A 26538-nucleotide genomic window follows, 5' to 3' on the forward strand; every position below is an offset into this window, starting at 1 on the left:
TGCGGGGGCCGGCCGCCACGCGGCGGTCTGCCCGGCCACCCAGGACGGCTAGCGCCGCGCCCCGGTCAGGGGCCGCGGCGGCGCGGGCGGGGCGGCTTCGATGCGTTCGGCCTGCAAGGACTGGATCTCGAGCGGCGAACAGGCGTGGGCCACGCAGGGCAGGATCCAGCCTTCTTCCTTTTCATCGCGCGACAGGCCCGGCCATTCGATGCGGTAGGCAATGTCGCCTGCCAGCAGCAGGCACATGCAGGCGCGACAGGTGCCGTTGCGGCACGAGCTGGGCAGCTTGATGCCCGCGGCCTGCGCGGCGGCCAGCACGGGCGTGTCGGCGTCGGCCTCGAAACGCAGGCCGGACGGTTGCAGCAGCACGGGAAAGGCGGGCATGGCGGAACCGGGGGCGAACAACGGCCGAGGGCGCGGCGGGCCTCAGGCCGGATGGTCTTGCCAGTCCAGCTGCCAGGCGCCGGACAGCACGTTCTGCAGCCACAGCACGCAGGTCAGGGTCTTGGCGTCGGTGACCTGGCCCTGGGCGCAGGCGGCGATCAGGTCGGCCGGCTGGGCGCTGAAGACGTCCAGGAATTCGTCCGGGTCCAGTTGCTGCGGGCCGGCGCGCAGGCCGCGTGCAAAGTAGATGTGGATGATCTCGGTGGAATAGGCGATGGCCAGGTGCAGGGCGCCGGCGCGGGCCCATTGCGTGGCGGTGTAGCCGGTTTCTTCGAGCAGTTCGCGCTGGCCGCAGACCAGCGGGTCTTCGCCCGGGTCCAGCTTGCCGGCGGGAAATTCCGTCATCACCTGGCCGACCGGGTAGCGGTACTGGCGTTCGAGCAGCACGCGGCCGTCGTCCAGCAGCGGAATCACCACCACCGCGCCGGGATGCACCACGTATTCACGCGTGGACGTATGGCCGTTGGGCAGGCGGACGGTGTCGTTGCGGATCTTGAGGAAGCGGCCCTCGTAGGGCGCTTCGCTGGCAACGCGTTCTTCGAACAGGTGCGAATCGGGCTTGTGGATCATGGCGGGACGGGTCGGCAGTCAAGCGGCGGGCGCAACAGGCGGCCCGGCGGGCAAGCTTGCAGCTTACCATCGCGCTTGCGACAACCGACCCGATGACGCCGCCTGCGCGTCATCGGCGCCGGCCCGGCCCACCCGTCAGGCGTCGACGCGGATCACGATCTTGCCGAAGTGGCGTCCCGAGGCCAGGTGTTCGAAGGCGGCCGGCGCTTGGTCAAAACCGAACACGCGGTCGATCACCGGCGCGATACGCGCGGTGTGCACCAGCCGCGTCACGTCTTCCAGCATCTTGCGGCTGCCCACGAAAATGCCTTCCAGGCGCTTGCTGCCGGCGATCAGCGCCAGCGGCGATACCGGCGTGGCGGCAAAGCCGCTGACCCCGCCGATGATGCCGATGGTGCCGCCCATGCGCGCCGACGCCACCGAGCGCACGAGCGTCCCCTCGCCCCCCACTTCCAGCACCACGTGCGCGCCTTCGCCGTGCGTGAGGCGCAGCACTTCGTCCTGCCATTGCGGGGTGTCGCGATAGTTGATCAGGCCGTCGGCGCCCAGTTCGCGGGCGCGCGCCAGCTTGTCGGTGCTGGACGAGGTGATGATGGCGCGCAGGCCCGCGGCCTTGGCCAGTTGCAGGCCCCAGATCGATACCCCGCCGGTGCCCAGCAACAAGGCGGTCTGGCCGGCGCGGGCGCGGCCGGCGACGAACAAGGCATTCCAGGCCGTGACGGCCGCGCAGGGCAACGTGGCGGCCTGCTCGTCCGACAGCGAATCCGGAATCGCCACCAGGCCGTGCTCGGCGTAGACCGCTTCGGTGGCCAGCACGCCGTCGGTCGCCGCGCCGGGGGCCAGCGCGGTGTTGACGGGCGTGGGGTCGCCGTCGATCCAGTTGGGCATGAAGGCGCCCATGACGCGGTCGCCGGCCTTGAAACGCGTCACGCCGGCACCTGCGGCCACGACTTCGCCGGCGGCGTCGGACGCCGGAATGACGGGGCTGCCCGAGGTCTTCAGATAGTCGCCGCGCGCGACCATCAGGTCGCGAAAGTTCAGCGATACGGCCTTGATGCGCACGCGCACCTCGAACGGGCCGAGTTCGCGCGAGGTGAGCGTCACGCGCTTGAGCGAGCCGATGCCCTGCCCGCCGCTGATCTGGTATGCCTGCATGATGAGGTCCTTGATGAATCGGGTTCTGGAAGCCGGCCATGACGGCGCGGCACGGTAGGGTTACGATATCCGGGAACCAAACTATCCAGTGGCGGCATTTTTTCCACTGAATGCTTCCACCAAGGCACCAATCATCATGGCCACCCCCACGCCCCACGACCGACTGGGCGGCATCGAGGTCTTCGTGCAGGCCGCCGAGGCCGGCAGCTTCGCGCTGGCCGCCGACCGCCTGAACCTGACCCGCTCGGCGGTGGGCAAAGCCATTGCCCGCCTCGAAGCCCGGCTGGGCACGCGGCTGTTTCACCGCACCACCCGCCAGCAAAGCCTGACTGACGCCGGCCAGGCCTATTACGACCGCTGCGTGCGCGCGCTGGCGGAACTGCACGACGCCGAGGCTGAGCTGGACAGCGGCCGGCGTTCGCCGCAAGGCCGCCTGCGGGTGAGCGCGCCGCTGGTGTTCGGCCGGCACTGCGTGGCGCCGGTGCTGCGTGAACTGGCCCTGCAGTATCCGCAACTGCAGATCGACATTTCCTTCAACGACCGCGTGGTGGACCTGATCGAGGAAGGCTACGACCTGGGCATCCGCATCGGCCGCCTGCCCGATAGTGCCAGCCTGGCCGCGCGCCGCCTGGGCATGCAGACCATGGGCATCGGCGCCTCACCCGCCTATATCGCCGCCCACGGCCGCCCGGCCACGCTGGACGAGATGCGCCAGCACGTGGGCGTGGTCTATGCCCACGGCGGCGTCGAGAAAGGCTGGTCGGTCATGGGGCCGGATGGCAAGGTGATCCAGCTGCACGTCTCGCCGCGGCTGCGGTTCGATGATCTGCAGGCCATCGCCGACGCCGCCATCGCGGGCGCGGGGCTGGCGTGGCTGCCGTGCTGGATGCTGACGCACTATGTGCGTTCAGGCGAGCTGGAAGTGCTGATGCACGGCGACATGATGGCCGCGCACGACGTGCACGCCGTCTGGCCGCAGGCGCGCTACCTGCCGTCGCGCACGCGCGTGGCGATCGACGCGCTGGCCGAGCGGGTGCCGGCAATGCTGGCCAAGTAGGCACGGGTCAGCGCCGGCCAGGTCCGTATCCAGGCCGTGCGGGCGAGGCAGGCGAAGGCCGACCCGGCGGCGATCAGTCGAACTTGCGGCGCGCGTCCAGCGCCAGACCCGCGCCGATGCTGCCGAACAGGTCGCCTTCCACGCTGCGCGCACCCGGCACCAGGGCCGACACGCTTTCGCGCAGGCGCGGCACGCGGCTGGAGCCACCGGTGAAGAACACCGTGTCCACTTCCGTCGTGGCCACGCCCGCATCGCGCAACAACGCGCCCACGGTCTGCTCGACCTTTTCGATCAGGCGCGCCACGCTGGCATCGAATGACGGACGGGTGACGTCCACGCCCAGGTCAGGGGCGATGCGCGACAGGTCGATGCGCGCGGCTGGGGATTCGGACAACGCGATCTTGGCCTCTTCCACCTGCACCGCCACCCAGTGGCCGGCGCGCTGCTTGATCAGGTTGAGCAGCAGGTCGATCTTTTCGCGGTCGCCGGCTTCGGCGCGGATGTAGGCGAAATGCTCGGCCGCCTTGCGCGTGTACGCCTGGTTGATGGTGTGCCAGCAGGCCAGGTTGCCGTACTGCGTGGAGGGCACGTCCTTGCCGCTGCGCAACTGGCTGCCCAGGCCCAACAGCGGCATCACGTGCGCCAGGCTCAGTTGCTTGTCGAAGTCGACCCCGCCGATATGCACGCCGCCGTAGGCCAGGATGTCTTCACGGCGGTCGGCCTTGCCGGCGCGGTCGGGCCCCAGGCGGATCAGCGAAAAGTCCGAGGTACCGCCGCCGATGTCGATGACCAGCACCAGCTCTTCGCGGTCGATCTGCGATTCGTAGTCGAATGCGGCGGCCAGCGGTTCGAACTGGAATTCGATGTCGGTAAAGCCGACGCTGCGCGCGATTTCACCCAGCGTGTCCTGCGCGGTCTGGTCGGCGGCCGTGTTGTCGTCCACGAAGAACACCGGCCGGCCCAGCACGGCGCGCGTGAACTCGCGCCCGGCGGCGATTTCGGCACGGCGCTTGAGTTCGGCGATGAAGCGGGTGAGCAGCACGCGAAACGGAATCGAGCGGCCCTGCACCTCGGTCGAGCCGTCGATGAGCGAACTGCCCAGCAGGCTCTTCATCGAGCGCATCAGGCGCCCGTCGTAGCCCGCCAGGTAGTCGGAGATGGCCGCGCGGCCGTAGCTGACCTCGGCATCTTCGTCGTGGAAGAAAATGGCCGAGGGCAAGGTGGTCTTGCCGTCTTCAAGGGCGAGAAGCGCGCGCTGGTCGGGGCGGCTCCAGCCGACGGTGGAGTTCGAGGTGCCGAAGTCGACGCCGCATGCGGTGGAAATCATGGAAATTCGGGGGCTGAAAGCAAAACGGCGGACAAGTGTAGCCGCAACCGCCCGAAATGCCATGTCACCCCGGGCGGCGCAGTGCTGTCGCGACGAAAACCAGGGTCATGGCGCGGCGGCGGGGCCCGTGCCCGCGCTAACCGGACCCGCCTGGCGATCCTGGCCCGGCAGACGCCCTGTCAGGCGGCGGCAGCCTGGCTTCGGGCCGCCCGCCGCAGCGCCTGCGGCGGTTGGCCGTAGACGCGCAGGAATGCCCGCCGCATGCGCTCGGTATCGGTGAAGCCGACCCGCCGCGCGATGCTTTCAATGCTGCTGTCGCCCGCCGCGATCAGGCCGCGCGCGGCTTCGGCGCGAATGCGCTCGACCGCCTTGGCCGGCGTTTCGCCGGTTTCGGCCTTGAAGCTGCGCAGGAACTGGCGCGGGCTGACGCAGGCCACTTCGGCCAACTGGTCCACGGACAGCGCCGTGCCGAGATGCCTGCGGATGTGTTCCAGGACTGCCCGCATGCGGTCGCTCTCGGGCGCCAGGTCCTGCAATGCCGAGAACTGCGATTGGCCGCCCGAGCGCCGGTGGTACACCACCATTTCTCGTGCGGTCTCCGCGGCCAGGTCGGCCCCCAGGTCGGTTTCGACCATCGCCAGCGCCAGGTCGATGCCGGCGGTGATGCCGGCCGACGTCCAGGTATCGCCGTCGCGGATGTGGATCTTGTCGGCGTCGACCCGCACGCTCGGATGGTTGCGCGCCAGCGCGGCCGCGCGGCGCCAGTGAGTGGTAGCGCGCAGGCCATCCAGCAACCCGGCGCCCGCCAGCACGAAGGCGCCGGTGCAGACGCTGGCCAGCCGTCGACCCGCCTGTCGCTGGGCGTGCAGATAACGCCGCATGCCGGGCGTGACGGCGAATTCGCGCGCGCCCTCGCCGCCCGAGACGATCAGGGTGTCGGCCCGCAGGCCGCGCCAGGGGCGGGTCTGGATCTCGATGCCGCTGGTGCTGCGCACCAGGCCGCCCTGTTCCGATACCGTCAGCACTGTGTAGGCGGGCCCGGCCGCCGTGTGCGCCAGGGCGCCCGCGGTCTGGAACACGGCGGCGGGGCCGGACATGTCCAGCAGCTGGAAGTCGGGCACGAGCAGAAAAGCGACGACATGGGGCATGGCAAGCGCCTGTAGCGATTGAAAAGGCCTGGCATGGATTCCGGCGCGCATCGGTCTGCAAGGCAGGTCATTCAGGCCTGGGGAACACGATGGCGTTTTTTAAGGGAATTATGTCATTTACGCCAAAGTCTGCCTCACTACAGTAAACGCTGTCAAACCCGAGCCTCGTACTTCGTGCCCCGATCCCCCGCGCCGCCCTGGCCGGGGCCCGCCTCTTTCCTGCCCGCCGCCCCTATGCGCCCGTCATCCCGCTCCACCCCCGGCCAACGCAACGCCCGCCTGCTCGCCATCTGCCAGGGCCTGTTCATCGCCGCGATCTCCATCGACCTGACCCTGACGGCCCTGACCGGCCACATGCTGGCGCCCAACAAGGCGCTGTCCACCCTGCCCTTCGCATTGATCACCGTGGCGGGCGCCGTGGTCACCTGGTTCGCCTCGCTGCTGATGCAGCGCATCGGCCGCCGCAACGGCTTCGCGCTGGGCGCCCTGGCCGGCGCGGCGGGCGGCGGCATCTCGGTCTGGGCGGTGTTCCATTCGGACTTCTGGGCCTTCTGCGCCGGCACCGCGCTGGTCGGCGTGTTCCAGGCGTTTGCCCAGTATTACCGGCTGGCCGCCGCCGACGCGGTCGAACCGGCCGCCAAGACCCGCGCGATCTCGGTGGTGATGGCCGGCGGCGTCATCGCCGCCATTGCCGGCCCCGCGCTGGCGAACTGGAGCCGCGACCTGTTTGCCCCCGTCACCTTTGCCGGCGCATACCTGATGGTGGCCCTGCTGGCGCTGCTGTCGGCCGTGCTGCTATGGGCGTTCTACCGCGACATCGAGGCGCCGGGGCACGCCGGCGATACCCAGGCCGGCCTGCCGGCGCGGCCGCTGCGCGAGGTCGCGCGCCAGCCGATCTTCGTGGCGGCGCTGGCCAACAACGTCGTGGGCTCCGTATCGATGATGTTCATCATGACGGCCGCGCCGCTGGCCGCCGTGGCCTGCAGCCACACCATCGGCGATGGCGCGGGCATCATGCAATGGCACCTGGTGGGCATGTACGCGCCCGCCTTGTTCGCCGGGTCGCTGATCCAGCGCTTCGGCCTGGCCCGCATCCTGTGGGCGGGCATGCTGCTCAACATCGCCAGCGCATTGATTGCGATGGGGTCGCCGTCGCTGCCGGCGTTCTACGCGGCCCTGTTCTGCCTGGGCGTGGGCTGGAATTTCATGTTCGTGGGCGGCACCACGCTGCTGGCGCAGTCGTACCGGCCGGCCGAACGCGCCCGCGCCCAGGGCGCGGCCGAGATGCTGCGTTATGCGGCCACCGCCCTGGCGACCCTGGCCGCCGGGCCGGCGCTGGACACCTTCGGGTGGGAAGCGCTGAATGCGGCCATGCTGCCGGTGGTGCTGGCCGCGGGCCTGATGACGTGGTACTGGGCGCGCGGCGCGGCACGCCAGGCATCGATGGCCGGCCAGGCGTAGGCGGCGGTCGCGGGTCAAGCACAGGCATCCGAACCAGGGTGGCCGCCTGCGCTTTCCTTCACGGCTGGGGACTGAGACTTTCCGCCGTTGCCGCCGTTGCCGCCAATGCCGCTATTGCTGCTATTGCTGCTATTGCTGCTATTGCCGCTACTGCGGCTGACGCCGCTGCTCCAGCTGTTGCAGGCATTGCGCTACGCCGGCCTGCATCTGGGCATTGGACACGGCGGCGCGGTCCGAGACTTCGCGGCAGCGCACGTATTCCGCCTGGCTTTCGGCAGAATCGCGAATCACGACAGGGGCCGAATTCGGGTCGGGCGTGACGGTCATGCGCAAGGTGGACGGCGGCGACAGGCTGCCGTCCTTGGAGCGCTGGCTGGGATACTGGTATTCCTGGGTGACCGGCGCCGCGCTCTGCGCGTGGGCCGCGCCGGCCACGCAGGCCAGAGCCAGCAAGACGGCGGACAGCGGAAGTTTTTTCATGGCGACCTCTCATCAATGAATGCGCGCCAGCCGACCAGGATCAACTGCCCCGTCCGGTGACGCGCCGGTCTATGGTAGCCCCGGGCGCCCCACGTGGGCGTGCCAAGACGCTACGCCCGACGCGGGATTTGTTTCTTGCGGTTTCCCGGCGGCGGGTGCAACGCCCGGATCAGGGCTTGGCCGCCCGCTTGGGGGGCGCCGCCGCACCCGACGCGCTGGCGGCGGAGGGCTTGACCGACAAGTCCCCGGGCGGCTGGCCCGGCCAGGCGCGCGGCGCGGTCCGTAAAGGATCCAGTAAGGAAGACAGGCCGTTATGGTCCAGCTCAAGCATCAGCGCCAGCAAGCGGCCAAGCTCCCCTTTCGGAAAGCCCTTGCGCGCAAACCAGGCCAGGTAGGGTCCCGGCAGGTCGGCGATCAGGTGGCCCTGGTACTTGCCAAACGGCATGGTGCGCGTCACCAGCAACGACAGCAGTTCGGGATCCATGGGATATCAGGGGGCGGCCGTGCCGCCAAAGGGGATGTCGGCGGCCGGAACGGCCGTGATCTTGACGCCGAAGCTGGCAATGGACGACAACGTGGCGTTGTGGTGCGCGCGGATCTGCGCGCCCGGCGCGTGCGGCTTGTCTTGCGTGGTGTGGGCATCGGCCGCCAGCGTCACCGGAAAGCCCAGCGCCGCGGCGCGGCGCACGGTGGTGTCGACGCAGAATTCGCTGGCATAGCCGCACACCACCAGCCGCGTGGCGCCGGCCTGCGCCAGCACGTCCGCCAGGTCGGTGCGCAGGAAGGAATCGGGCGTGGTCTTGCGCACCCGGATGTCGCCCTCGGCCGGTCGCAGCCGCGTGTCCAGCTGCCAGGCCGGCAGGCCGACATCCATCGGGCTGCCTGGGGCTTCGTGCTGCACGTAGATGACTGGCGCGCCGGCCGCGCGGGCGCGATCGGCCAGCGCGTTGATGCGCGCCAACACCGCCTCGGCATCAGCGGGGGCGGGGGTGGTCTCGAACAGGGCGCGTTGCACATCGATCACGATCAGGGCGGACGTCATGCTTTCCTCGTAGGGTCCGGTTTGAAATTTCCTAGCCGCATTCCGCCCCCACGATGGGGGGCGGCCAGATGCGGGCGTAGATCCAGAAATGGCGCGACTCGCCGCGCACCACGCGATAGTGGTGCAACAGCCCTTCGCGATGAAAGCGGCAGCGTTCCAGCACGCCGGCCGAGGCCGTGTTGGTATCCAGCACCGTGGCCTGCACCCGGGCCAGGCCCAGCGTCTGCAAGGCCCAGTCGGTGACAACCGTGCAGGCCTGCGTGGCAATGCCCTGGCGCCAGTGCGTCGGCGCCAGATCGTAGGCGATTTCGGCGCGGTAGTTCGGCAACGAAATCTCGTTCAAGCCGATGGTGCCGATCAGCCGGTCGTCGGCCCCGGCAATGGCCAGGCGCACGCTGTGCGTGGCGGCCGGGTCGGCATAGCCGCGGATCAGCCGGACCAATGTTTCCGGGCCGTCAAGCTGCCAACTGGTGTGGCGCGTGACGGCATCGTCATTCAGGTAGGCGTACCAATCGGCGGCGTCCGCGTCATGCAGCCGACGCAGGCGCAGGCCGGCGATGCCCAGGTCGGGGGCATGGTGCGGCCAGTCGGTGATGGGGAAAGACATGCGAGCAGCTTAAATCAAAAATCCAGCCGCCCCTTCAATTCGCCAAACGGCACCATGACATGTTCGCGATAGGCCGGGCGCGCCTGCAGGCGCTCGTACCAGGCGCGCACATTGGGAAGCGGCGCGTGGTCGATGTCCAGTTCGTAGTAACGGTACAGGGATGTGGCTGCCGGAATGTCGGCCAGTGTCAGCGCGTCGCCCTCCAGATAGGGCTGCGTGGCCAGCACCGCGTCCAGTTGCTGCAGGCAGGCATGGGTGGCCGCCACGCTGCGCGCGATGGCCGCCGTGTCGCGCGCGGCTTCGGGGGTGCGGTAATAGCCCCAGAACACACCTGACAGGAAGGCCGGCTGCAACGCCGTCTGCGCCCAATCCATCCAGCCGTCGGCCCGGACGCGCCGCGCCGGATCCGCCGGCCAGAACGCGGCGGCGCCATGGCGCGCGGCCAGATAGCGCAGGATGGCATGGGATTCCCACACCACCGTGTCGCCGTCGCGCAGCAGCGGCACCTTGCCGTGCGGGTTCAGGCGGCGGAACTGCGGCGTATCCAGCACGCCGAATTGCCCGCCGGCCGGCACGTGTTCGTAGGACAGGCCCAGTTCACCCGCCAGCCACAGCACCTTCTGCACATTGAATGAACTGCGCCGGCCCCAGATGGTCAGCATGTTGGCGTCCTTGAAATGGATGGGAAATGCGGGTCGGAAATGCGGGTCGGAAATGCGGATGAACAATGCGTGTCAGGTTCGGGTCGCCATGCACGGACCGGGTTCAAGCCACGCCACGCGGGTCGGCTTCAGGCCACGACGATGCGCGGCTCGCAGTGCACCGGGAATTTCACGGAGTTCGCGATGTAGCAGAAGTGGTGCGCGCGGGCGTGCAGGGCTTCGGCCAGGCCGGCGTCGCCGCCCGCCTGGATGGTGACCTCGGGCCGCAGCGTCACTGACGCGAACGCGCCGCCATGGTCCGGGTCTTCACGCATGACGCCTTGCGCGTCGTCGCGATAGACGGTGACCACGATGCCTTCGACCGCGCACAGGTGCAGGTACCAGAGCTTGTGGCAGGCCGACAGCGACGCCACCAGCAGGTCTTCGGGATTCCAGCGGGCCGCGTCACCGCGAAAGGCGGGATCGGCCGAGCCGGCGATGTCGGCCTTGCCGGGCGCCTGGATGACATGGTCGCGGGAATAGGCCGTATAACTGGCGGTGCCCTTGCCGGTGTTGCCGGTCCAGGTCACGTTGACGTCGTAGTGGTGTTCGCCTTTCATGGCAGGAATTCCTGAGGGTGCAGTGCGGGTACGAAGACGGATAGCGTAGCCCAAGCGCGCGAAGCCAGTGAAGGTCAATGTGGGACAAATGGGGCCCACATTTGGGACACGCATTTGGGACACGCATTTGGGACGCACGTTTCGGACGCACGTTTCGGACCGGCTTGCCTCACGCAGGCGGCGCATCCGGGTACGCCGCCACGTCGGGCCCGTCGACCAGCCACGGCACATCGTGCGACATATGAATATGCGCGGCCGGCCGCGCACCCGGGTCATCGTCCAGCGTGGCCACCCGCAAGATGACCTGCGGCCGGTCGACCCAGTGCGCCATCAGGTGCGCGCCACAGGCCGTGCAGAAGTGGCGGATCTTGCCGGGCGAGGACTCATACGCCCCCAGCGTGGCCTGGCCCCGGGTCCAGCGAAAGTCTTCGCGCGCCACCCGCGCGGTCGACGCGAACGCGGCCCCGTGCGACTTGCGGCACGTGGCGCAATGGCAATGGAAGATCGGCCCCGACAGGCGATCTGCTTCGTAGGCCACGGCGCCGCACAGGCAGCTTCCCTTCATGGCGAGTCTCCTTGGTGGCCGCGGCAGGCGGCCGGCTCAAGATATAAGCGTAGCGTGGGCGAACGGCGTGCAGCGCACCGATACGGCCCTGCTGAGGGGCAACCACGGCCAAGATCCGGCGGCTCGCTTGCCGCCATCGTCCCCTTTGACGCGCAGCCGGGCCTTCCTTGATTCCGCCGTCCGCAACACCTTCCCGCATAGCGGGACAGCGCCCGCATGACCTTTACAACCCGTTTCAGCAAGGACAAGCTTGCGTCCGTATCGTGGACGCTCAGCTACACAGGAGCTCGCCATGATGAAAACCACCCTGACCTGCACCCTGACAGTCGCCCTGCTTGCCGGCTGCACCCCTTCCAAACCCATCACCGCACGGTCCGTGCCCGTGGACAACCATACGGCCCGCAACGCCCTGGACTGGCCCGGCAGCTACGAAGGCACCCTGCCCTGCGCCGATTGCCCCGGCATCCAGACGCGCCTGACGCTGATGAAAGACGGCCGCTACGAACGCAGCACCCAATACCTGGACCGCCAGCCGCAGCCCGAAACCGTGGCCGGCACGTTCAGCTGGGAGTCCGACGGCAGCACCATCCGGCTCGATGCCTCCGGCGACAGCCAGCGCTATTTCATCGCCGAAAACCAGGTCATCCTGCTGTACCGCGATGGCACCCGCCCGACCGGCCCGCTGGCCCCGCACTACGTGCTGCGGCGCGCCCGGTAGCCCAAGGCGCCGCCGGGGCGGCATCGCGCAGGCCGCCGTCTTCCGGCTATGCTTGCAGGCTGAACCTGCCCCGCCGCCCGGCCCACGCCGGGCGGCGTGCACGTACCGGTGCGCACCCAAGGAAGCAACACCATGAAAACCGATCACGAATTGCTCGACGCCTTCGCCCCGACGGGGACGCTGCGCGCCTCCATCAACCTGGGCAACCCCATCCTGGCCAACACGCATCCCGACACCGGTGCCCCTGGCGGCGTGTCGGTGGACCTGGCGACGGAACTGGCGCGCCGGCTGGACGTGAAACTGGAATTGGTGGTGTTCAAATCGGCCGGCGAGTCGGTCAACGCGGTGGCCGCCGAGCAAGCCGACGTGGGCTTTTTCGCGATCGACCCGCTGCGCGGCGAACAGATCGCCTTCACCGCCCCCTACGTGGTCATCGAAGGCGCCTACCTGGTGCGCCAGGACTCAACCATCACCCGCCAGGAAGAAGTGGACTGCACCGGCCAGCGCGTGGTGGTCGGCAAAGGCAGCGCCTACGACCTGTACCTGACCCGTGAACTCAAGCACGCCGAGATCTTCCGCGCGCCCACCTCGCCCGCCGTGGTCGACACCTTCATCCAGGAAAACCTGGAAGTCGCGGCCGGCGTGAAGCAGCAGCTGGAAGCCGACGCCGAGCGCCTGGGCGGCCTGCGCCTTCTGGACGGTCATTTCATGCTGATCCGCCAGGCCATGGGCGTGCCCAAGAGCCGTGGCGCGAAGGCCAGCGCCTACCTGTCGGCGTTTGTCGAAGCCATGAAGAAAACGGGCTTCGTCGCCGACGCCCTGGCGCGTCACAACATCCAGGGCGCGGCGGTGGCGCCGCTGGAAAACCAGGGGTAGCCTTCCGGCAGGCGCGGCCTTGCCGGGGGTCAGTGGCTGATCATCCAGGGCCGCGAGCCGGCAAAGGATTTCGCCCCATCGGCAGTGGTGCGCGTCTTGCCGCTTTTGCGCCCGCCCGCGCAGCAGCCGCAGTTCATGCCGTGGCCCGAACGCGTGCTGCGCGGCTCGTTGGCGCTGCGTTCGTTGGCGGCATGGGCGCGGTTCACCGCGGACGACAACGCCGAAATCGCCGGCGCGCCGCCGACGATGCGGCCAGACATTGCACCGCAATCCGGACACGCCGCCGGATCGCGCCACTGCGCCAACGGCCGCAGCGCCGCGAAGTCGCCGCAGTCCGCGCAGGAATAGTCATACATGGGCATGGCAGGCTCCTTGTGCGCCGGGTCAGCGATCGCGCGACAAGGGCATGTCGATGCCGCCCTTGATGTGCTTGACCGGCCCGGATGCCGACGGCTGGATGTCGAAATCGAAGATTTCGGTGGGCAGCCACAACGTGGCGCAGGAATTCGGAATATCCACCACCCCGCTGATATGCCCCTGCACCGGCGCGCAACCCAGCAGGGAATAGGCCTGCGCCCCGGAATACCCGAACTTCTTCAGGTATTCGATGGCGTTCAGGCAAGCCTGGCGGTAGGCCACGTTGACGTCCAGGTAGTGCTGCTTGCCGCCTTCGTCCACCGAGATGCCTTCGAAGATCAGGTAGTCCTTGTAGGCCGGCGTGATCGGGCTGGGCTTGAAGATGGGATTCTTGATGGCGTACTTTTCCATGCCGCCCTTGATGAGCGTGACGCGCATGTGCACCCAGCCGGCCATTTCGATGGCGCCGCAGAAGGTGATTTCGCCGTCGCCCTGCGAAAAATGCAGGTCGCCCACCGACAGGCCGCCGCCCTTGACGTATACCGGGAAGAACACCCGCGCGCCGCGTGACAGGTCCTTGATGTCGCAGTTGCCGCCGTGTTCGCGCGGCGGCACGGTGCGTGCGCCTTCGCCCGCCGCGCGGTCGCGATCGGCCCCTTGCAGGGCGCCCATGTGGGCTGTCTTCGGGGCCGGCGGATTGGCCAGCGGCGGCACGCGGTTGGGGTTCGTATCGATCAGCGCCTGCTCACGCTGGTTCCAGGTGTCCAGCAGCTTCTTGTCGGGCAGGCAGCCGATCAGGCCGGGGTGGATCAGCCCGGCGAAATTCACGCCCGGAATGTGCCGCGACGACGTGAACATGCCGTGAAAATCCCAGATGGATTTCTGCGCATGCGGAAAATGATCGGTCAGGAAGCCGCCGCCGTTGGTGCGGCTGAAAAATCCATTGAAGCCCCACAGGCTGTCCGGCTTGGCGCCGATGTCCAGCAGGTCCACCACCAGCAAGTCGCCGGGTTCGGCGCCCTCTACCCCCACCGGGCCCGACAGGAAGTGCACGGTGGACAGGTCCACGTCGCGCACGTCGTCCGCGCTGTCGTCGTTCTTGATCGCGCCGCCGGTCCAATCATAGGTTTCCAGGATGAAGTCATCGCCGGGCTTGACCCACACCGCCATGGGAATGTCCGGATGCCAGCGGTTGTGGATCTGCTTGTTTTCGTAGGGGGATTGGGCCAGGTCGACCCGGATGAGCGTATCGGTCATTTCTCTTTCATCTCCAACGTAGTGTTTTGGCAAAACAAAAGTGTTGATAAAACAGAACCTCAATCGCGGGCCGGATGCTGTCGCCCCTTGAGCCTGGCACGCATCCGGGCCAGCCGGACCGCCCCTGTTGAACGGGCGATGGCCCCAGGTCGTGCAAGCCCGCGATTCGTCTTGCACGGTAGGCCAGTTTCGGGCGTGCGTAAACTGGGTTTATACGCAGTGCCCATCGCGGCCGCGAGATGGCCCCGGTCGCGGGGCATCGGCCCTGGCAGTTATGATGCCGCCATCGCCTGTCGCCTTCTCGCCGCAACGCCCGCCCACCTCCATGTTCCTGCCCAACGCTTTCCGCCTCCTGCCCCGCCCCTTGTCCGCCGCCTTGCTGCTCGCCGCGGCGCTGCCCGTATCGGCACAGGCCGACGAGCAATGCGTGGCGCAATTCGACGCCAGCGTCGCGCGCTACAAGGAGGCCGTCACGGTGCAGACCAAACGCGAAGTGACCAATCTGCACCAGCTGAATTCGCTGCTGTGCCAGGGGCGACTGGACCTGCTCGACATGGAGTTTGCGCTGGTCGACGACTACGAACAGTGCACGCGCGACGGCGGCCAGTTTCCGGACAGGACGGTGCAGTCGATGACAACGCTGCCGGACAATCTGGCCGCCAAGAAGACCGCCTGGATCGATACCTGCGGCCCCTACATGAAGCAGCCCTGACGACAGGCGCGCGACCCGGCCAGGCATGACCTCGCGCGGCAATCGGCCGCCCAGATGAAAACGTCGGCCGCAGGTACGGCCGACGTTCAGGGCACCCCCGACAAGCGGGCCGATCAGCCGACGGCTTCTGGCTCGGCCACGCGCGGGAAGAAGATCGCCCGGCTGGGGTCGAAGTCGTAGTCGGCTTCGAAGTCGGTGGCATCGGCCGCCAGCGCCAGCACCGAATCCAGGATGAAATCGGCCTTGGCGTCGGCCAGCAGCACGCTGAAATTCAGGCGGATGAAGCCCGGCTTTTCGATTTCACGGCCCGCGAGAATGGCCTGGCGCATCTGCGAGGATTCGGCCGCGTCGATGTCCAGCAGGTGATGGACGTACGGCCCGGCGCAGGCGCAGCCGCCGCGGGCCTGGATGCCGAAGCGGTCGCTCAGCATGCGCGTCACCAGTTGCTGGTGCACGAAGCCGCCACGGCCGTTGCGCACGCGGAAGGAGAAGATCGGCAGGCGCGGCGCGGTCAGCGACCCCAGCAACTCCAGCTGCGGCACGCCTTGCCAGCGAGCCAGCGCACGCCGCACCAGGTCGGCATTGCGGCGCTGCATGAAATCGGCGCCCAGCGCGTCTTTCACCAGCAGCACCAGCGCGGCGCGGATGTCGCCCACCACGTTGGGCGTGCCGGCTTCTTCGCGGGCTTCGAGGCTGGCGCTGTAGTCGTGGCCGGCGGGCGAGACGAACTTGACGGTGCCGCCGCCCGGAAACGTGGGCGTGTCCGGCACCACGGCGTCGCGGCGTACGATCAGGATGCCGGATGCCCCCGGCCCGCCGATGAACTTGTGCGGCGAGAATACGATGGCGTCGATCAAGGCATCGGCCGCGGGCGACATGCGGATGTCCAGGTAGGGCGCGCCGCCGGCGTAGTCCCAGACCATTCTTGCGCCGGTCTGCTTGACGCGCCGGGTGATCGCCGCCACGTCGGCCACGATGCCGGTGACGTTGGACGCGGCGGACAGTGCGCAGACGACCAGCGTGCCGGCCGGGGCCTGCAAGGCGGCGTCCAGCTCGGCGAGGTCGGGGCCGCCCAGCGGGCTTTCGGCCACCGAGAGGAGTTCGGCGCCGCATTCGCGCCACGGCAGGATATTGGAGTGATGCTCGTAGGGGCCGATGACGATGCGGACCTTGCGGCCCGCGGCCACCGCGGCGGACACGCCAAGCAGGTGCACCAGGCGGTTGATGCCCATCGTGGCACCCGAGCCCGAGAAGATCACGGCATGTTCGTCGCTGGCGCCGCAACAGCGGCCGACGACGGCGCGGGCTTCGCGGCGCAGGCGTGTGATGAAGCCGCCGCAGTAAGAGGCCTCGGTGTGCGAGTTGGCGTAGTAAGGCAGCACGTGCTCGAGCACGAAGCGTTCGACCTGCATGAGCGCCCGGCCCGACGCCACGTAGTCGGCGTAGACGAGCGGCTTGGTGCCGTAAGGGCCGTCGATGACGGCGTCCTTGCCGATCAGCCCGTCAGCGAGGGCGGCGGCGATGTCGGCGGATACCAGGGATTCTTGAAACTGGCGCAACGGCCCTGTGATGGCCGGGGTCGCTTGGGTAGACATGATGGTGAGACGAGAACAGGGATTTATCTCGGAATATCATACGGTGGAAATAAATTTGAAACCTCACCTAAATTTTGGTGAAAATCACTAAAAACCGTTCATTTGATCGAATTCATGGAAAAAATAGACAAATTTGATCTAAGTATCATTGCTTGCCTGCAACGCGAGGGTTCGCTGTCGCAGCGCGAGCTGGCGGATCGGGTCGGTTTGTCGCAGAACGCCTGCTGGCGCCGGCTGCAGCGGCTGAACGCCAGCGGCATCATTCGCGGCACCCGCGCCCAGGTCAACCTGGTGGCGCTGGGGCTGGACCTGACCGTGTTCGTGATGATCCGCACCAGCCACCACGCCAAGGACTGGGCCGATGGCTTTCGGCGCCACGTCGAGCGCCTGCCCGAGGTGACCGAGTTCTACCGCATCGGCGGCGACTGGGATTACCTGATCAAGGTCACCTGCCGCGGCATCGCCGGCTACGACCGCTTCTACCAGAAGCTGATCACCGACTTCGAGCTGTCGACGGTGACGGGCTTTTTCAGCATGGAAGCCATTATCGAGAACCGGCCGCCCGACCTGACGCAATTGGCGGGTGCGGTCGAGGACGGCACGCCGGGATAACGGCTGCGATAACTCCCGGTCATGAAGCCCCGGGGTGGCTTATATCCACGGGTTATCCCGGATGTGCCCATATCGACAAATCGTCAATAATTCGCCAACGTTTTGTTGTCGATCCGTCCCCAACTAGCCGCCCATGTCTGTTTCCGTCCGGGACGCCATTGTTTCCTCCTCCCATCTCGCCTCGTCCGCCCCGGAGCTGTCCGAGGTGGAGTTCGGCCTGATCATCGCGTCGCACGCCTTCAACCGCTGGATGGTCCGCTGCATGGCCTGCGCCGGGCTGCCGGAACTGACCTCGCTGGACATCCTGGTGCTGAACCACGTGTTCCACCGCGGCCGCGGCAAGAAGCTGGCCGACATCTGCTTCACGCTCAATGTCGAAGACACCCACCTGGTGAACTATTCGCTCAAGAAGCTCGAGCGGCTGGGCGTGGTGCAAAGCGCCAAGACCGGCAAGGAAGTGATCTACACCACCACCGATGCCGGCGCGGCCGCGATCCAGCGCTACGCCGAAGTGCGCGAGCAGTGCCTGGTCAAGCCGTTCATTGATTCGCCCGCCGCGGACGACGCCAGCCGCCAGCTGGCCAACACCCTGCGCGCCCTGTCGGGCCTGTACGACCAGGCTGCCCGCGCCGCCACCTCGCTGTGAGAATTCACGTTGTCTAGCACCCTTGCCTCTTCAAGCCAGCCGCTTCTGTCCGTGCGCGGCGTGTCGGTCGATTTCAACACCGCGAACGGCGTGTTCCGCGCCGTCGACAACCTGGACTTCGACGTGCGACCGGGCAAGACGCTGGCCATCGTCGGCGAGTCCGGCTCGGGCAAGTCGGTCACGTCCATGGCCATCATGCGGCTGACGGACTACAACAACGGTCGCATTGCCACCGGCAAGATCCTGTTCCAGAACAGCGCCGGCCAGGAAGTCGACCTGACCGCCGCGTCGGACGAGCAGATGCGCGCCATCCGCGGCAACGACATCGCGATGATCTTCCAGGAACCGATGACCTCGCTGAACCCGGTGTTCACGATCGGCGACCAGATCGTCGAAGCGATCATGCTGCACCAGCAGCTGTCGCCGTCGGCCGCGCGCAAATCGGCGCGCGCCCTGCTGGAAAAAGTGCGCCTGCCCGACGCCGAGCAGCTGCTGGACCGCTACCCGCACCAGCTGTCGGGCGGCATGCGCCAGCGGGTGATGATCGCCATGGCGCTGTCGTGCCAGCCGCGGCTGCTGATCGCCGACGAGCCGACCACCGCGCTGGACGTCACCATCCAGGCGCAGATCCTGAACACCGTGCGCGAACTGCAACGCGACCTGGGCACGGCCGTCATCTTCATCACGCACGACATGGGCGTGGTGGCCGAGATGGCCGACGACGTCGTCGTGATGCTGCGCGGCAAGAAGGTCGAACAAGGTACCGTGGAAGAGATTTTCCGCGCGCCCAAGCACCCCTATACCCGCGCGCTGCTGGCCGCGGTGCCGCGCCTGGGCAGCCTGACCGGCCGCGACCTGCCGCTGCGCACGCCGCAGACGGTGCTGGAAGGCGACACGCTGCGCGAAGTGGGCGAGACCCGCGAGCAGGACACCGCCCGCTACGACGAGCCGGTGCTGCGCGTGGAAAAACTGACTACCCGCTTTGACGTCGGCCACAACCTGTTCGGCCGCGTCACGCACCGCGTGCACGCGGTGGAAGAAGTGAGCTTTGACGTCTACCCCGGCGAGACGCTGGCGCTGGTGGGTGAATCGGGCAGCGGCAAGTCCACCATCGGCAAGACGCTGCAACAGCTGGTGGCGCCGACCTCGGGCGCCGTGCGCTACAACGGCCAGGACATTTTTTCGATGGACGCGGCCGGGCGCCAGCGCCTGCGCCAGGAAATCCAGTACATCTTCCAGGACCCGTACGCCTCGCTGGACCCGCGCAAGACGGTGGCGTTCAGCATCGCCGAACCCATCCGCACCCACGGCCTGCTGGCGGGCGACGACGCCATCGCGCGCCGCGTGGGCGAACTGCTGGAACAAGTGGGCCTGAAACCCGAACACGCCCGCCGCTATCCGCATGAATTCTCGGGCGGCCAGCGCCAGCGCGTGTGCATCGCGCGCGCCCTGGCCAGCAACCCCAAACTGATCATTGCCGACGAATCGGTGTCGGCGCTGGACGTATCGATCCAGGCGCAGATCCTGAACCTGCTGATGGACCTGCAGAAAGACCGCGGCCTGTCGTACCTGTTCATCACCCACGACATGGCGGTGGTGGAAAAGGTCAGCCACCGCGTGGCGGTGCTGTACCTGGGCCAGATCGTCGAGCTGGGCACCCGCCGCCAGATTTTCGAATCGCCGCAGCATGCCTACACCCGCAAGCTGCTGGCCGCCGTGCCGGTGGCCGAACCGGGCCGCCACATCGATACCTCGCTGATCGAGGGCGAGATCCCCAGCCCCGTGCGGCGCGTGGGCGACGAACCCGCGATCATTCCCCTGGTTGAATTCGCGCCCGGCCACCGCGTGGCCCGTGCGGCCTGAACCCCCTCTTTTTCACGTCGGCCCGCCCGATTTCCCGTCCCTGGAGTTGAACATGCTCTCCCTACGCAAAACCTTCACCGCCACCGCCCTGGCCCTGGCGCTGGGCGGCGCGCTGCCCGCGGTCCTGTCGACCGCGCAAGCCGCCGGCACGCTCAACGTAGCCATCAACCAGGACCCGGGCAGCTGGGACCCGATCGACACCTTCGTGACGTTCTGGGGTTCGGTCGGCAGCAACCTGTACGACGGCCTGACGATGCGCGGCGCCGACCTGAAGCTGCAACCCGGCCTGGCCACCAAGTGGGAATACCTGGACGACAACAAGCGCCTGCGCTTTACGCTGCGCCAGGGCGTGAAGTTCCACAACGGCGAACCCTTCAACGCCGAAGCCGTGAAGTTCACCTTTGAACGCCTGCTGGGCGCCGAAGGCGCCAAGGGCCCGCAGAAGTCCAACTACGACTCGATCGGCGAGGTCAAGGTGGTGGACGAATACACCGTCGACTTCATCCTGAAGCAGCCGGACCCGGTGCTCTTGACCAAGCTGGCCGGCTACGGCGCCATGATCGTGCCGCCCAAGTACATCCAGGAAAAGGGCGAAGACAACTTCAACACCCACCCGGTCGGCACGGGCCCGTTCAAGTTCGAAAGCTACCAGCCCAAGGTCAACGTGACCCTGGCGCGCAACGACGACTACTGGGGCGGCAAGCCCAAGCTGGACAAGGTGGTGTATCGCTTCATCGGCGAACCGGGCACCCAGGTGGCCGAGCTGCAAGCCGGCCGCATCGACGTCGCCACGCTGATCCCGCTGGGCCTGATCGAGACCGTGAAGAAGTCGGGCAACGCCGATGTCATCTCGACCGGCGGCCCGGTGGCCTTCGCGCTGCGCTACAACACCAAGACCGGCATCACCCAGCACCGCGACGTGCGCCGCGCGCTGATCATGGCCGTGGACCGCGACGCCATCGTCAAGCAGCTGCTGCTGGGCCAGGCCAAGACCATCGCCAGCTTCCAGGGCCCGCAGTCGTTCGGCTACAACCCCGACCAGAAGCCCCTGCCGTTCAACCCCGCCGAAGCCAAGAAGCTGCTGGCCGGCGCCGGCATCAAGGCCGGCGCCACGGTGCAGATCGACGTGCGCGGCAGCGATTCGAACTTCCGCGAAGTGGCCCAGGCCGTGTCGGGCTACCTGCAGGCCGTGGGCGTGCGCGCCACCATCAAGCCGTACGAAACCGGCGTGCTGCTCAACGACATCATCCCCGGCGGCAAGACCGGCGAGATGTGGCAGAACCAATGGGGCGGCTGGACGTACGACTACGACAACACGGCCTACCTGATGTATCACTCGGGCCAGAAGTGGAACCCGTACGACAACGATCCCAAGCTGAACGCCATGCTGGAAGCGCAACGCACCGTCTATGACGTGAAGAAGCGCGAAGCCATGCTGCAGGAAATCGCCGGCTACGTGGCCGACCAGGCGCTGGAACTGCCGCTGTACAGCCTGAACACGATCGTGGGCGTGAACAAGCGCGTCAAGAACCTGGAAGTCCCGGGCGACATCCGCTTCCGCTTCGTCGACACGTCGGTGGACTAACCCCCCCGAAGCGCTGCGCGCTTGCGCATTAACCCTACTGACCCGCCCCGGTGAAAACCGGGGCGGCGCCTCATGACCGGATTTCTGATTAAACGCGTGTTGCAGGCGGTCTTCGTGATCGTGGCCGTGACGCTGCTTGTTTCCTATGCCGTGCGCCTGACCGGCGACCCCGCGCTGATGCTGAGCCAGGGCTCGGGCAGCGTGACCGAGCAGGACCTGGCCAACATCCGCCAGGCGCTGGGCCTGAACCGGCCGTTCCACGTGCAATACCTGAGCTACATGCAAGGCCTGCTCCACGGCGACTTCGGCCGCAGCTTCATGGGCGGCACGCCGGTCGCCAAGCTGATCGGCGACGCCCTGCCCGCCACGCTGATGCTGGCCTTCACGTCGCTGATCGCGTCGATCCTGATTTCGTTGCCGCTGGGCATCCAGGCCGCCATCAAGCGCGGCAAGGCCACCGACCAGACCATCCGCATCCTGTCGCTGGTGGGGCTGTCGTTTCCCAATTTCTGGCTGGCGCTGATGCTGGTGCTGCTGTTGTCGATCACCTTCCCGCTGCTGCCGCCGTCAGGCTGGAGCGGTCCGGCCAGCCTGGTGCTGCCGTCGCTGACCATGGCCATCATTCTGTCGGCCACCAATATCCGCCTGGTGCGCACCACCATGCTGGAAACGCTGTCCGCGCAATACATCATGGTGGCGCGCAGCAAGGGCCTGAAGGAACGCGTGGTGCTGTACAAGCACGCGCTGCGCAACTGCGCGATTCCGCTCATCACCTACCTGGGCCTGCAGTTCGGCGGCCTGATCGGCGGCATCGTCGTCATCGAGATGGTGTTCAACTGGCCCGGCCTAGGCACGCTGGCGTTCGACGCCATTTCCGGCCGCGACTATCCGGTGCTGCAAGGCACGGTCACCGTGCTGGCCGCCGTCATCGTCCTGGTCAACCTGATCGTCGACATCGCCTACGGCATCGTCGATCCCCGAATCCGCACGCGCTGAGCCTTATGCAGACCACCACCCCCACCGCCGCGCCCGCGGCCCCCAAGCCGCGCAGCCGCTACCGTTCGCTGGAATTCGTGCTGGGCGCCCTGCTCACCGGCCTCATGGTCATTCTGGTGCTGGCCTCGGGCTGGCTGTTTCCCGACGGCGGCGAAGCCATGGACCTGGCCGCCCGCCTGACCGCGCCGTTCACGACCGCGGCCCACCCCTTCGGCACCGACCCGCTGGGCCGCGACGTGCTGGCCCGCGTGATCGTGGGTGGCAAGATCTCGCTGATGGTCGGTTTCATTTCGGTGCTGGGCGGCGCGCTGCTGGGCATCGTCATGGGCCTGATCGCCGGCTACTACCGCGGCTTCTGGGACATGATCGTGATGCGCTTTGCCGACGTGCAGCTGGCGCTGCCGTTCATCCTGGTGGCGATCACCTTCATCGCCATCCTGGGCGGGGGGCTGTTCAACGTCATTTTCTTCATGATCATTTCGCAGTGGGTGCAGTATGCGCGCCTGGTGCGGGCGCAGGTGCTGGCGCTGCGTGAACGCGAGTTCGTGCTGGCCGCCCGCGCCTTCGGGGTGCGCGACCTGGCCATGATCCGCCATCACATCGTGCCCAACCTGCTGGGCCCGCTGGTGATCCTGATGACGCTGAACGTCGCCAACAACATCCTGCTGGAAAGCAGCCTGACCTTCCTGGGGCTGGGCGTGGACCCGATGATCCCGAGCTGGGGCGGTATGCTGGCCGATGGCCGCACCTACATGCAGACGGCCTGGTGGGTCAGCGTGTTCCCGGGGCTGGCGATCATGCTGACGGTGCTGGGCTTGAATTTGCTCGGCGACTGGCTGCGCGATCGCCTCGACCCCACTGGAAAAGTGTGAGCCCCCACGCCGCACCCGCTGCGCGGGCTTGCTGCCCCCCGAGGGGGCGGCCCCGCCTTGGGGCGGCCCGAAGGATAGGACCCCCACGCTGCACCCGCTGCGCGGGCTTGCTGCCCCCCGAGGGGGCGACCCCGCCTTGGGGCGGCCCGAAGGATAGGACCCCCACGCTGCACCCGCTGCGCGGGCTTGCTGCCCCCCGAGGGGGCGACCCCGCCTTGGGGCGGCCCGGCGGCGGGGCGGGCGGGGCGCCAATAAGCGCATTTGAGGATGACTGACGATGGTTTTGCTGGAAAAGACATTCGACCGCACGCTTGACGCGTGGATCCACGCCTACAAGGCGCCGGCCTGGCGTGGGGCGGCGGTCGAGGGGTGGCTGTTCGAGGGCGTCGAGGCGCGTCGCGAGGCCGAGGCCCGGTTGGCGCAGGCGGGGGTCACGGCGCGTTTTCGCAGCGCCTACAAGCCGCTGGTGCATTACTTCCTGGAAGAAGTCGAGCGCGACGGCCTGGTGTCGGTCGACCTGCGCTACCCGCTGCACGAACATGCCCAGGCCAAGCGCTTCACGCTGGAAGCGTATCCACTGGCCGCCCTGCTGCCCGGCGTGCGTGTCGCCATGCACCCGGGCGCGTCGGACCTGCACTATGACGTCACCCTGGCCTACGCCGACGGCCGCCGCGTGCAGACGCGCGTGTTCGCGCCCAACCAGCTGGGCCAGGCCCAGGACGGCACGCCCGAACTGTCGCCCACCGGCTGGCTGCGCGTCCATGACGCCGACGGCGCCGTGCAGACCGATGGCCCGCAAGCCACCGAATACCAGCAAGCGTTCCGCAGCATCGTCGACACCGTGCGCCAGCACGCCTGGGGCGCGCACGAGCCGTACTTCGACCGCCTGGAAATCCGGGTCGACCTGCCGGGCATGGACTTCGCCCTGCCGGTGGACGAGGAAATCGTCAGCACCTTCGAGGCCCTGCACGAAGACCTGTATTTCTCGTTGCTGGAACACTTTCAGCAGCATTCCGGCCGCCCTTCCGGCGACCGCGGCCTGCAACCCGGCCAGATCATTCCCGATGTCCGCCGCCACGATGGCGCGGCGCGCGTGATGATGACGCTGGAGCCCTTTGCGCCGCCCGCACCGGTGACGCCCGCGCCGCTCACCACGCCGCTGGCCCAGCAACGTGAACCCCTGCCCGCCGCGCAGATTGCGGGCTGTGTGGCCGCACTGGCCGGTGACGAATTCCAGGCCGTGTCGCGCCAGGGCCGTCCGGTGCTGGGCACCTACCTGCGGGGCCCGGGCCCGGCGGTGTTCATTTCGGGTGCGCAGCATGCCAACGAAACCTCCGGCGTGGTCGGCGCCCTGCGCGCGGCCGAAGCGCTCAAGGCGCGCGGCGACGCCCACTTCGCGCTGATCGCCTCGGAAAACCCCGACGGCTATGCGCTGTTCAACCGCCTGCGCGAACAGCATCCGCGCCACATGCTGCATGCGTCGCGCTACAGCGCGCTGGGCGACGACATCGCCTACCGCGAACACGCCCCGTTCTTCGAGCGCGACGGCCGCCATCAGGCGCACGCCATCAGCGGCGCGCAGTTGCACATCAACCTGCACGGCTACCCGGCGCATGAGTGGACCCGTCCCCTTTCGGGCTACCTGCCGCGCCATTTCGAGCTGTGGACCGTGCCGAAGGGCTTTTTCCTGGTGCTGCGCCACCACCCGGGCTGGAGCGAGCGTGCCCGCCGCCTGATCGAAGGCGTAACGGCGCGCCTGGCCCGCAATGTGCCGGGCCTGGTGGAATTCAATGCGCGCCAACTTGAACTATTCCAGGCCCACGCGCTCGAAACCGGATTCGATGTGCTGAACGGCATCCCCGTACAGGTCACGGAGACCGACCGGGAAGAACTGCCGATGGCGTTGATTTCCGAGTTTCCGGATGAAACCGTATACGGAGACCGATTCGTTTTCGCGCATACTGTGCAAATGGAAACCGTCCTGGCGGCCACTGACATCTACCGATCGGGCTTGTAGCGCTTGACATGAACATCCGAGAACGCAACCACGGCGACGACCTCGCCCTGGTGGACATCTGGCTCCGTTCGGTGCGCGCCACCCATACGTTCCTGACCGAAAAGGAAATCCAGGCCATGTACCCGCAGGTGCTCAACACCTACCTGCCGTCGGTACGCGTCTGGGTCTGCGAAGACGACACCGGCGAGGTCGCCGGCTTCATGGGCCTGAACGGCAACAAGGTCGAAATGCTGTTCGTCGACGCCAACAAGCGCGGCAAAGGCGCGGGCCGACGCCTGCTGAACTTCGCGCTGTCGCTGCACGGCAGCCTGCAGGTGGACGTCAACGAACAGAACCCCCAGGCCCACGGCTTCTACAAGCACTACGGCTTTCAGGACGTGGGCCGCTCGGAAACCGATTCGGCCGGCAGGCCCCGGCCGATCATCCACATGAAGCTGGCGGGCTGAGCGGCCCGTTGGCGCCGCAGGCGTAGCCACCGCCTTTACCTCACCCGGCTTGCCCGTGCCGCGCGCGCCAGGCCTTGAGCGCGTCGCGGTATTCGTCCATGGCCTCGTTGTAGGTGTCGTACACGCAGGGAATGCAGCCGCTGTTGCAGCATTCTTCGGGTGCGGGCGCTTCGGGGGGAACAGGCGGCGGGTCGTCGGCGCCTGCAGGCGGGAGGTCGCGGGTAGTCATGGTGGGTTTCAAAACGGCATTCATGACGCCATGTTAGCGCCGCCGGGCCCGGCCCCGGTGGCTGTGCCGTCCGCTTGCCCGGCCGCCAGCGCCTGCCATTGCTCGCGCCGGATTTCGTAGCGCAGCTTGCGGGCATCGCCCTCGCCGGTGGTGTCGATCCAGCGCAGACCGCATTTTTCCATCACCCGCAGCGACGCCGCATTGGCCACGACCGCCACGGCGCTCAGCGCCTGCACCGGCAGGCGCTCAAAGCCCAGCGCCAGCAACGCCCGCGTGATTTCCGAAGCATAGCCCCGGCCCCAACAGGCAGTCTGGAAGGCGTAGGCAATTTCTACGTGTTCCACGTCGCCCGCCAGCGCCAGCTTGAGCCCGGCGCGGCCCGCCAGCGCGCCGCTGTCGCGCTCGGTCAGCACGTACATGCCATAGCCCTGCTCGGCCCAATGCAGCAGGTTGTGCTGCACATAGCGCCGCGTGGACGTGGCATCGCGGGTGCCGCCCATGGTGGCCATCAGGGCGGCGTCCGCGTGCATGGCGGTGATGAAAGGCAGGTGGGTCTGCGACATGCGCTCGGCGCGCAAGCGGGGAGTGACGAACGATTCGGGCAGCAAGGAGGACGACATGGAAGCGGACGGCGGCGCGA

At 67.7% G+C, this 26538-nt stretch carries 29 protein-coding genes and 1 pseudogene; 13 read left to right on the top strand and 17 right to left on the bottom strand.

What is annotated here, in order from left to right; genetic code table 11:
- Window positions 1–48: 48 nt before the first annotated feature.
- From ACUDP5_RS19290 to ACUDP5_RS19300, 3 genes are all read right to left on the bottom strand, one after another.
- Complete coding sequence (locus ACUDP5_RS19290; protein WP_263911072.1) at window positions 49–384, bottom strand: 2Fe-2S iron-sulfur cluster-binding protein; 336 nt, start codon at window positions 382–384, stop codon at window positions 49–51.
- A gap of 42 nt (window positions 385–426) precedes the next feature.
- Window positions 427–1014: an NUDIX domain-containing protein gene (locus tag ACUDP5_RS19295; protein ID WP_263911073.1), complete on the bottom strand. Its 588-nt coding sequence runs from the start codon at window positions 1012–1014 to the stop codon at window positions 427–429.
- A gap of 135 nt (window positions 1015–1149) precedes the next feature.
- Complete coding sequence (locus ACUDP5_RS19300) at window positions 1150–2169, bottom strand: zinc-dependent alcohol dehydrogenase family protein (protein ID WP_445656916.1); 1020 nt, start codon at window positions 2167–2169, stop codon at window positions 1150–1152.
- Window positions 2170–2305: 136 nt separating this feature from the next.
- Between ACUDP5_RS19300 and ACUDP5_RS19305 the strand changes: the two genes are divergently transcribed.
- Window positions 2306–3226: a LysR family transcriptional regulator gene (locus tag ACUDP5_RS19305; RefSeq protein WP_263911076.1), complete on the top strand. Its 921-nt coding sequence runs from the start codon at window positions 2306–2308 to the stop codon at window positions 3224–3226.
- Between the two features lie 73 nt (window positions 3227–3299).
- Here the strand turns inward: ACUDP5_RS19305 and ACUDP5_RS19310 are convergent, their stop codons facing one another.
- Together ACUDP5_RS19310 and ACUDP5_RS19315 are read right to left on the bottom strand one after the other, a co-directional pair.
- Window positions 3300–4553, bottom strand: coding sequence for an Hsp70 family protein (locus ACUDP5_RS19310; RefSeq protein WP_445656917.1), 1254 nt, complete (start codon window positions 4551–4553; stop codon window positions 3300–3302).
- Between the two features lie 179 nt (window positions 4554–4732).
- Window positions 4733–5701 (bottom strand): GlxA family transcriptional regulator, encoded by a 969-nt coding sequence (locus tag ACUDP5_RS19315; RefSeq protein WP_445656918.1) that lies wholly within the window; start codon window positions 5699–5701, stop codon window positions 4733–4735.
- A 234-nt stretch (window positions 5702–5935) separates the two neighbouring features.
- On the opposite strand from ACUDP5_RS19315, the gene ACUDP5_RS19320 reads away from it, so the two are divergent.
- Window positions 5936–7162 (top strand): MFS transporter, encoded by a 1227-nt coding sequence (locus ACUDP5_RS19320; RefSeq protein ID WP_445656919.1) that lies wholly within the window; start codon window positions 5936–5938, stop codon window positions 7160–7162.
- Window positions 7163–7309: 147 nt separating this feature from the next.
- On the opposite strand, the gene ACUDP5_RS19325 is transcribed toward ACUDP5_RS19320, so the two are convergent.
- The 7 genes and pseudogenes from ACUDP5_RS19325 to ACUDP5_RS19355 form a co-directional block, all read right to left on the bottom strand.
- Complete coding sequence (locus tag ACUDP5_RS19325; protein WP_263911082.1) at window positions 7310–7642, bottom strand: hypothetical protein; 333 nt, start codon at window positions 7640–7642, stop codon at window positions 7310–7312.
- Between the two features lie 268 nt (window positions 7643–7910).
- A pseudogene (locus tag ACUDP5_RS19330) lies at window positions 7911–8126 on the bottom strand (DUF3820 family protein); the annotation flags it as partial.
- Window positions 8127–8132: 6 nt separating this feature from the next.
- Window positions 8133–8684 carry a cysteine hydrolase family protein gene (locus ACUDP5_RS19335; protein ID WP_445656920.1) on the bottom strand — a complete coding sequence of 184 codons (552 nt, stop codon included), beginning with the start codon at window positions 8682–8684 and terminating at the stop codon, window positions 8133–8135.
- Between the two features lie 31 nt (window positions 8685–8715).
- Window positions 8716–9291, bottom strand: a complete 576-nt coding sequence (locus ACUDP5_RS19340) for a GNAT family N-acetyltransferase (RefSeq protein ID WP_445656921.1) — start codon at window positions 9289–9291, stop codon at window positions 8716–8718.
- Window positions 9292–9305: 14 nt separating this feature from the next.
- Window positions 9306–9953 (bottom strand): glutathione S-transferase family protein, encoded by a 648-nt coding sequence (locus ACUDP5_RS19345; protein WP_445656922.1) that lies wholly within the window; start codon window positions 9951–9953, stop codon window positions 9306–9308.
- A 128-nt stretch (window positions 9954–10081) separates the two neighbouring features.
- Window positions 10082–10552 (bottom strand): OsmC family protein, encoded by a 471-nt coding sequence (locus tag ACUDP5_RS19350; RefSeq protein WP_445656923.1) that lies wholly within the window; start codon window positions 10550–10552, stop codon window positions 10082–10084.
- 169 nt (window positions 10553–10721) lie between these two features.
- Window positions 10722–11117, bottom strand: a complete 396-nt coding sequence (locus ACUDP5_RS19355) for a GFA family protein (RefSeq protein ID WP_445656924.1) — start codon at window positions 11115–11117, stop codon at window positions 10722–10724.
- Between the two features lie 292 nt (window positions 11118–11409).
- Between ACUDP5_RS19355 and ACUDP5_RS19360 the strand changes: the two genes are divergently transcribed.
- Entirely contained in the window at window positions 11410–11835 is a 426-nt protein-coding gene (locus ACUDP5_RS19360; RefSeq protein ID WP_445656925.1) for a copper resistance protein NlpE, read from the top strand.
- Between the two features lie 132 nt (window positions 11836–11967).
- Complete coding sequence (locus ACUDP5_RS19365) at window positions 11968–12711, top strand: ABC transporter substrate-binding protein (protein ID WP_445656926.1); 744 nt, start codon at window positions 11968–11970, stop codon at window positions 12709–12711.
- A gap of 29 nt (window positions 12712–12740) precedes the next feature.
- On the opposite strand, the gene ACUDP5_RS19370 is transcribed toward ACUDP5_RS19365, so the two are convergent.
- Window positions 12741–13073, bottom strand: a complete 333-nt coding sequence (locus ACUDP5_RS19370; protein WP_445656927.1) for an FmdB family zinc ribbon protein — start codon at window positions 13071–13073, stop codon at window positions 12741–12743.
- A gap of 22 nt (window positions 13074–13095) precedes the next feature.
- On the bottom strand, window positions 13096–14325 hold the full coding sequence (gene fmdA, locus ACUDP5_RS19375; protein ID WP_263911092.1) for a formamidase: 1230 nt from the start codon (window positions 14323–14325) through the stop codon (window positions 13096–13098).
- 325 nt (window positions 14326–14650) lie between these two features.
- Between fmdA and ACUDP5_RS19380 the strand changes: the two genes are divergently transcribed.
- Window positions 14651–15037, top strand: coding sequence for a hypothetical protein (locus tag ACUDP5_RS19380; RefSeq protein WP_445656928.1), 387 nt, complete (start codon window positions 14651–14653; stop codon window positions 15035–15037).
- A gap of 113 nt (window positions 15038–15150) precedes the next feature.
- Here the strand turns inward: ACUDP5_RS19380 and ACUDP5_RS19385 are convergent, their stop codons facing one another.
- Window positions 15151–16632, bottom strand: a complete 1482-nt coding sequence (locus tag ACUDP5_RS19385) for an aminotransferase class V-fold PLP-dependent enzyme (protein WP_445656929.1) — start codon at window positions 16630–16632, stop codon at window positions 15151–15153.
- Between the two features lie 114 nt (window positions 16633–16746).
- Here ACUDP5_RS19385 and ACUDP5_RS19390 point away from each other — a divergent pair, with 114 nt between their 5' ends.
- The 8 genes from ACUDP5_RS19390 (at window position 16747) to ACUDP5_RS19425 (ending at window position 25669) form a co-directional block, all read left to right on the top strand.
- On the top strand, window positions 16747–17244 hold the full coding sequence (locus ACUDP5_RS19390; protein ID WP_263911095.1) for an Lrp/AsnC family transcriptional regulator: 498 nt from the start codon (window positions 16747–16749) through the stop codon (window positions 17242–17244).
- Between the two features lie 133 nt (window positions 17245–17377).
- On the top strand, window positions 17378–17890 hold the full coding sequence (locus ACUDP5_RS19395; RefSeq protein ID WP_175195699.1) for a winged helix DNA-binding protein: 513 nt from the start codon (window positions 17378–17380) through the stop codon (window positions 17888–17890).
- 9 nt (window positions 17891–17899) lie between these two features.
- Window positions 17900–19753: an ABC transporter ATP-binding protein gene (locus ACUDP5_RS19400; RefSeq protein ID WP_445656930.1), complete on the top strand. Its 1854-nt coding sequence runs from the start codon at window positions 17900–17902 to the stop codon at window positions 19751–19753.
- Between the two features lie 52 nt (window positions 19754–19805).
- A complete protein-coding gene (locus ACUDP5_RS19405; RefSeq protein ID WP_263911097.1) occupies window positions 19806–21338 on the top strand; it encodes an ABC transporter substrate-binding protein in 1533 nt (510 codons plus the stop codon).
- Between the two features lie 72 nt (window positions 21339–21410).
- Window positions 21411–22334 carry an ABC transporter permease gene (locus ACUDP5_RS19410; RefSeq protein WP_025135729.1) on the top strand — a complete coding sequence of 308 codons (924 nt, stop codon included), beginning with the start codon at window positions 21411–21413 and terminating at the stop codon, window positions 22332–22334.
- Window positions 22335–22339: 5 nt separating this feature from the next.
- The gene (locus ACUDP5_RS19415) at window positions 22340–23206 is read left to right on the top strand and encodes an ABC transporter permease (protein ID WP_199164196.1); all 867 of its coding nucleotides are present in this window, start codon (window positions 22340–22342) and stop codon (window positions 23204–23206) included.
- 277 nt (window positions 23207–23483) lie between these two features.
- A complete protein-coding gene (locus tag ACUDP5_RS19420; RefSeq protein WP_445656931.1) occupies window positions 23484–25223 on the top strand; it encodes a peptidase M14 in 1740 nt (579 codons plus the stop codon).
- Window positions 25224–25231: 8 nt separating this feature from the next.
- A complete protein-coding gene (locus tag ACUDP5_RS19425) occupies window positions 25232–25669 on the top strand; it encodes an acetyltransferase (RefSeq protein WP_263911102.1) in 438 nt (145 codons plus the stop codon).
- A gap of 40 nt (window positions 25670–25709) precedes the next feature.
- On the opposite strand, the gene ACUDP5_RS19430 is transcribed toward ACUDP5_RS19425, so the two are convergent.
- Together ACUDP5_RS19430 and ACUDP5_RS19435 are read right to left on the bottom strand one after the other, a co-directional pair.
- Window positions 25710–25898, bottom strand: a complete 189-nt coding sequence (locus tag ACUDP5_RS19430) for an oxidoreductase-like domain-containing protein (RefSeq protein WP_263911104.1) — start codon at window positions 25896–25898, stop codon at window positions 25710–25712.
- A gap of 20 nt (window positions 25899–25918) precedes the next feature.
- Window positions 25919–26518 carry a GNAT family N-acetyltransferase gene (locus ACUDP5_RS19435; protein WP_263911105.1) on the bottom strand — a complete coding sequence of 200 codons (600 nt, stop codon included), beginning with the start codon at window positions 26516–26518 and terminating at the stop codon, window positions 25919–25921.
- Window positions 26519–26538: the final 20 nt, after the last annotated feature.

The sequence above is a fragment of the Achromobacter sp. NCFB-sbj8-Ac1-l genome, assembly GCF_052695805.1.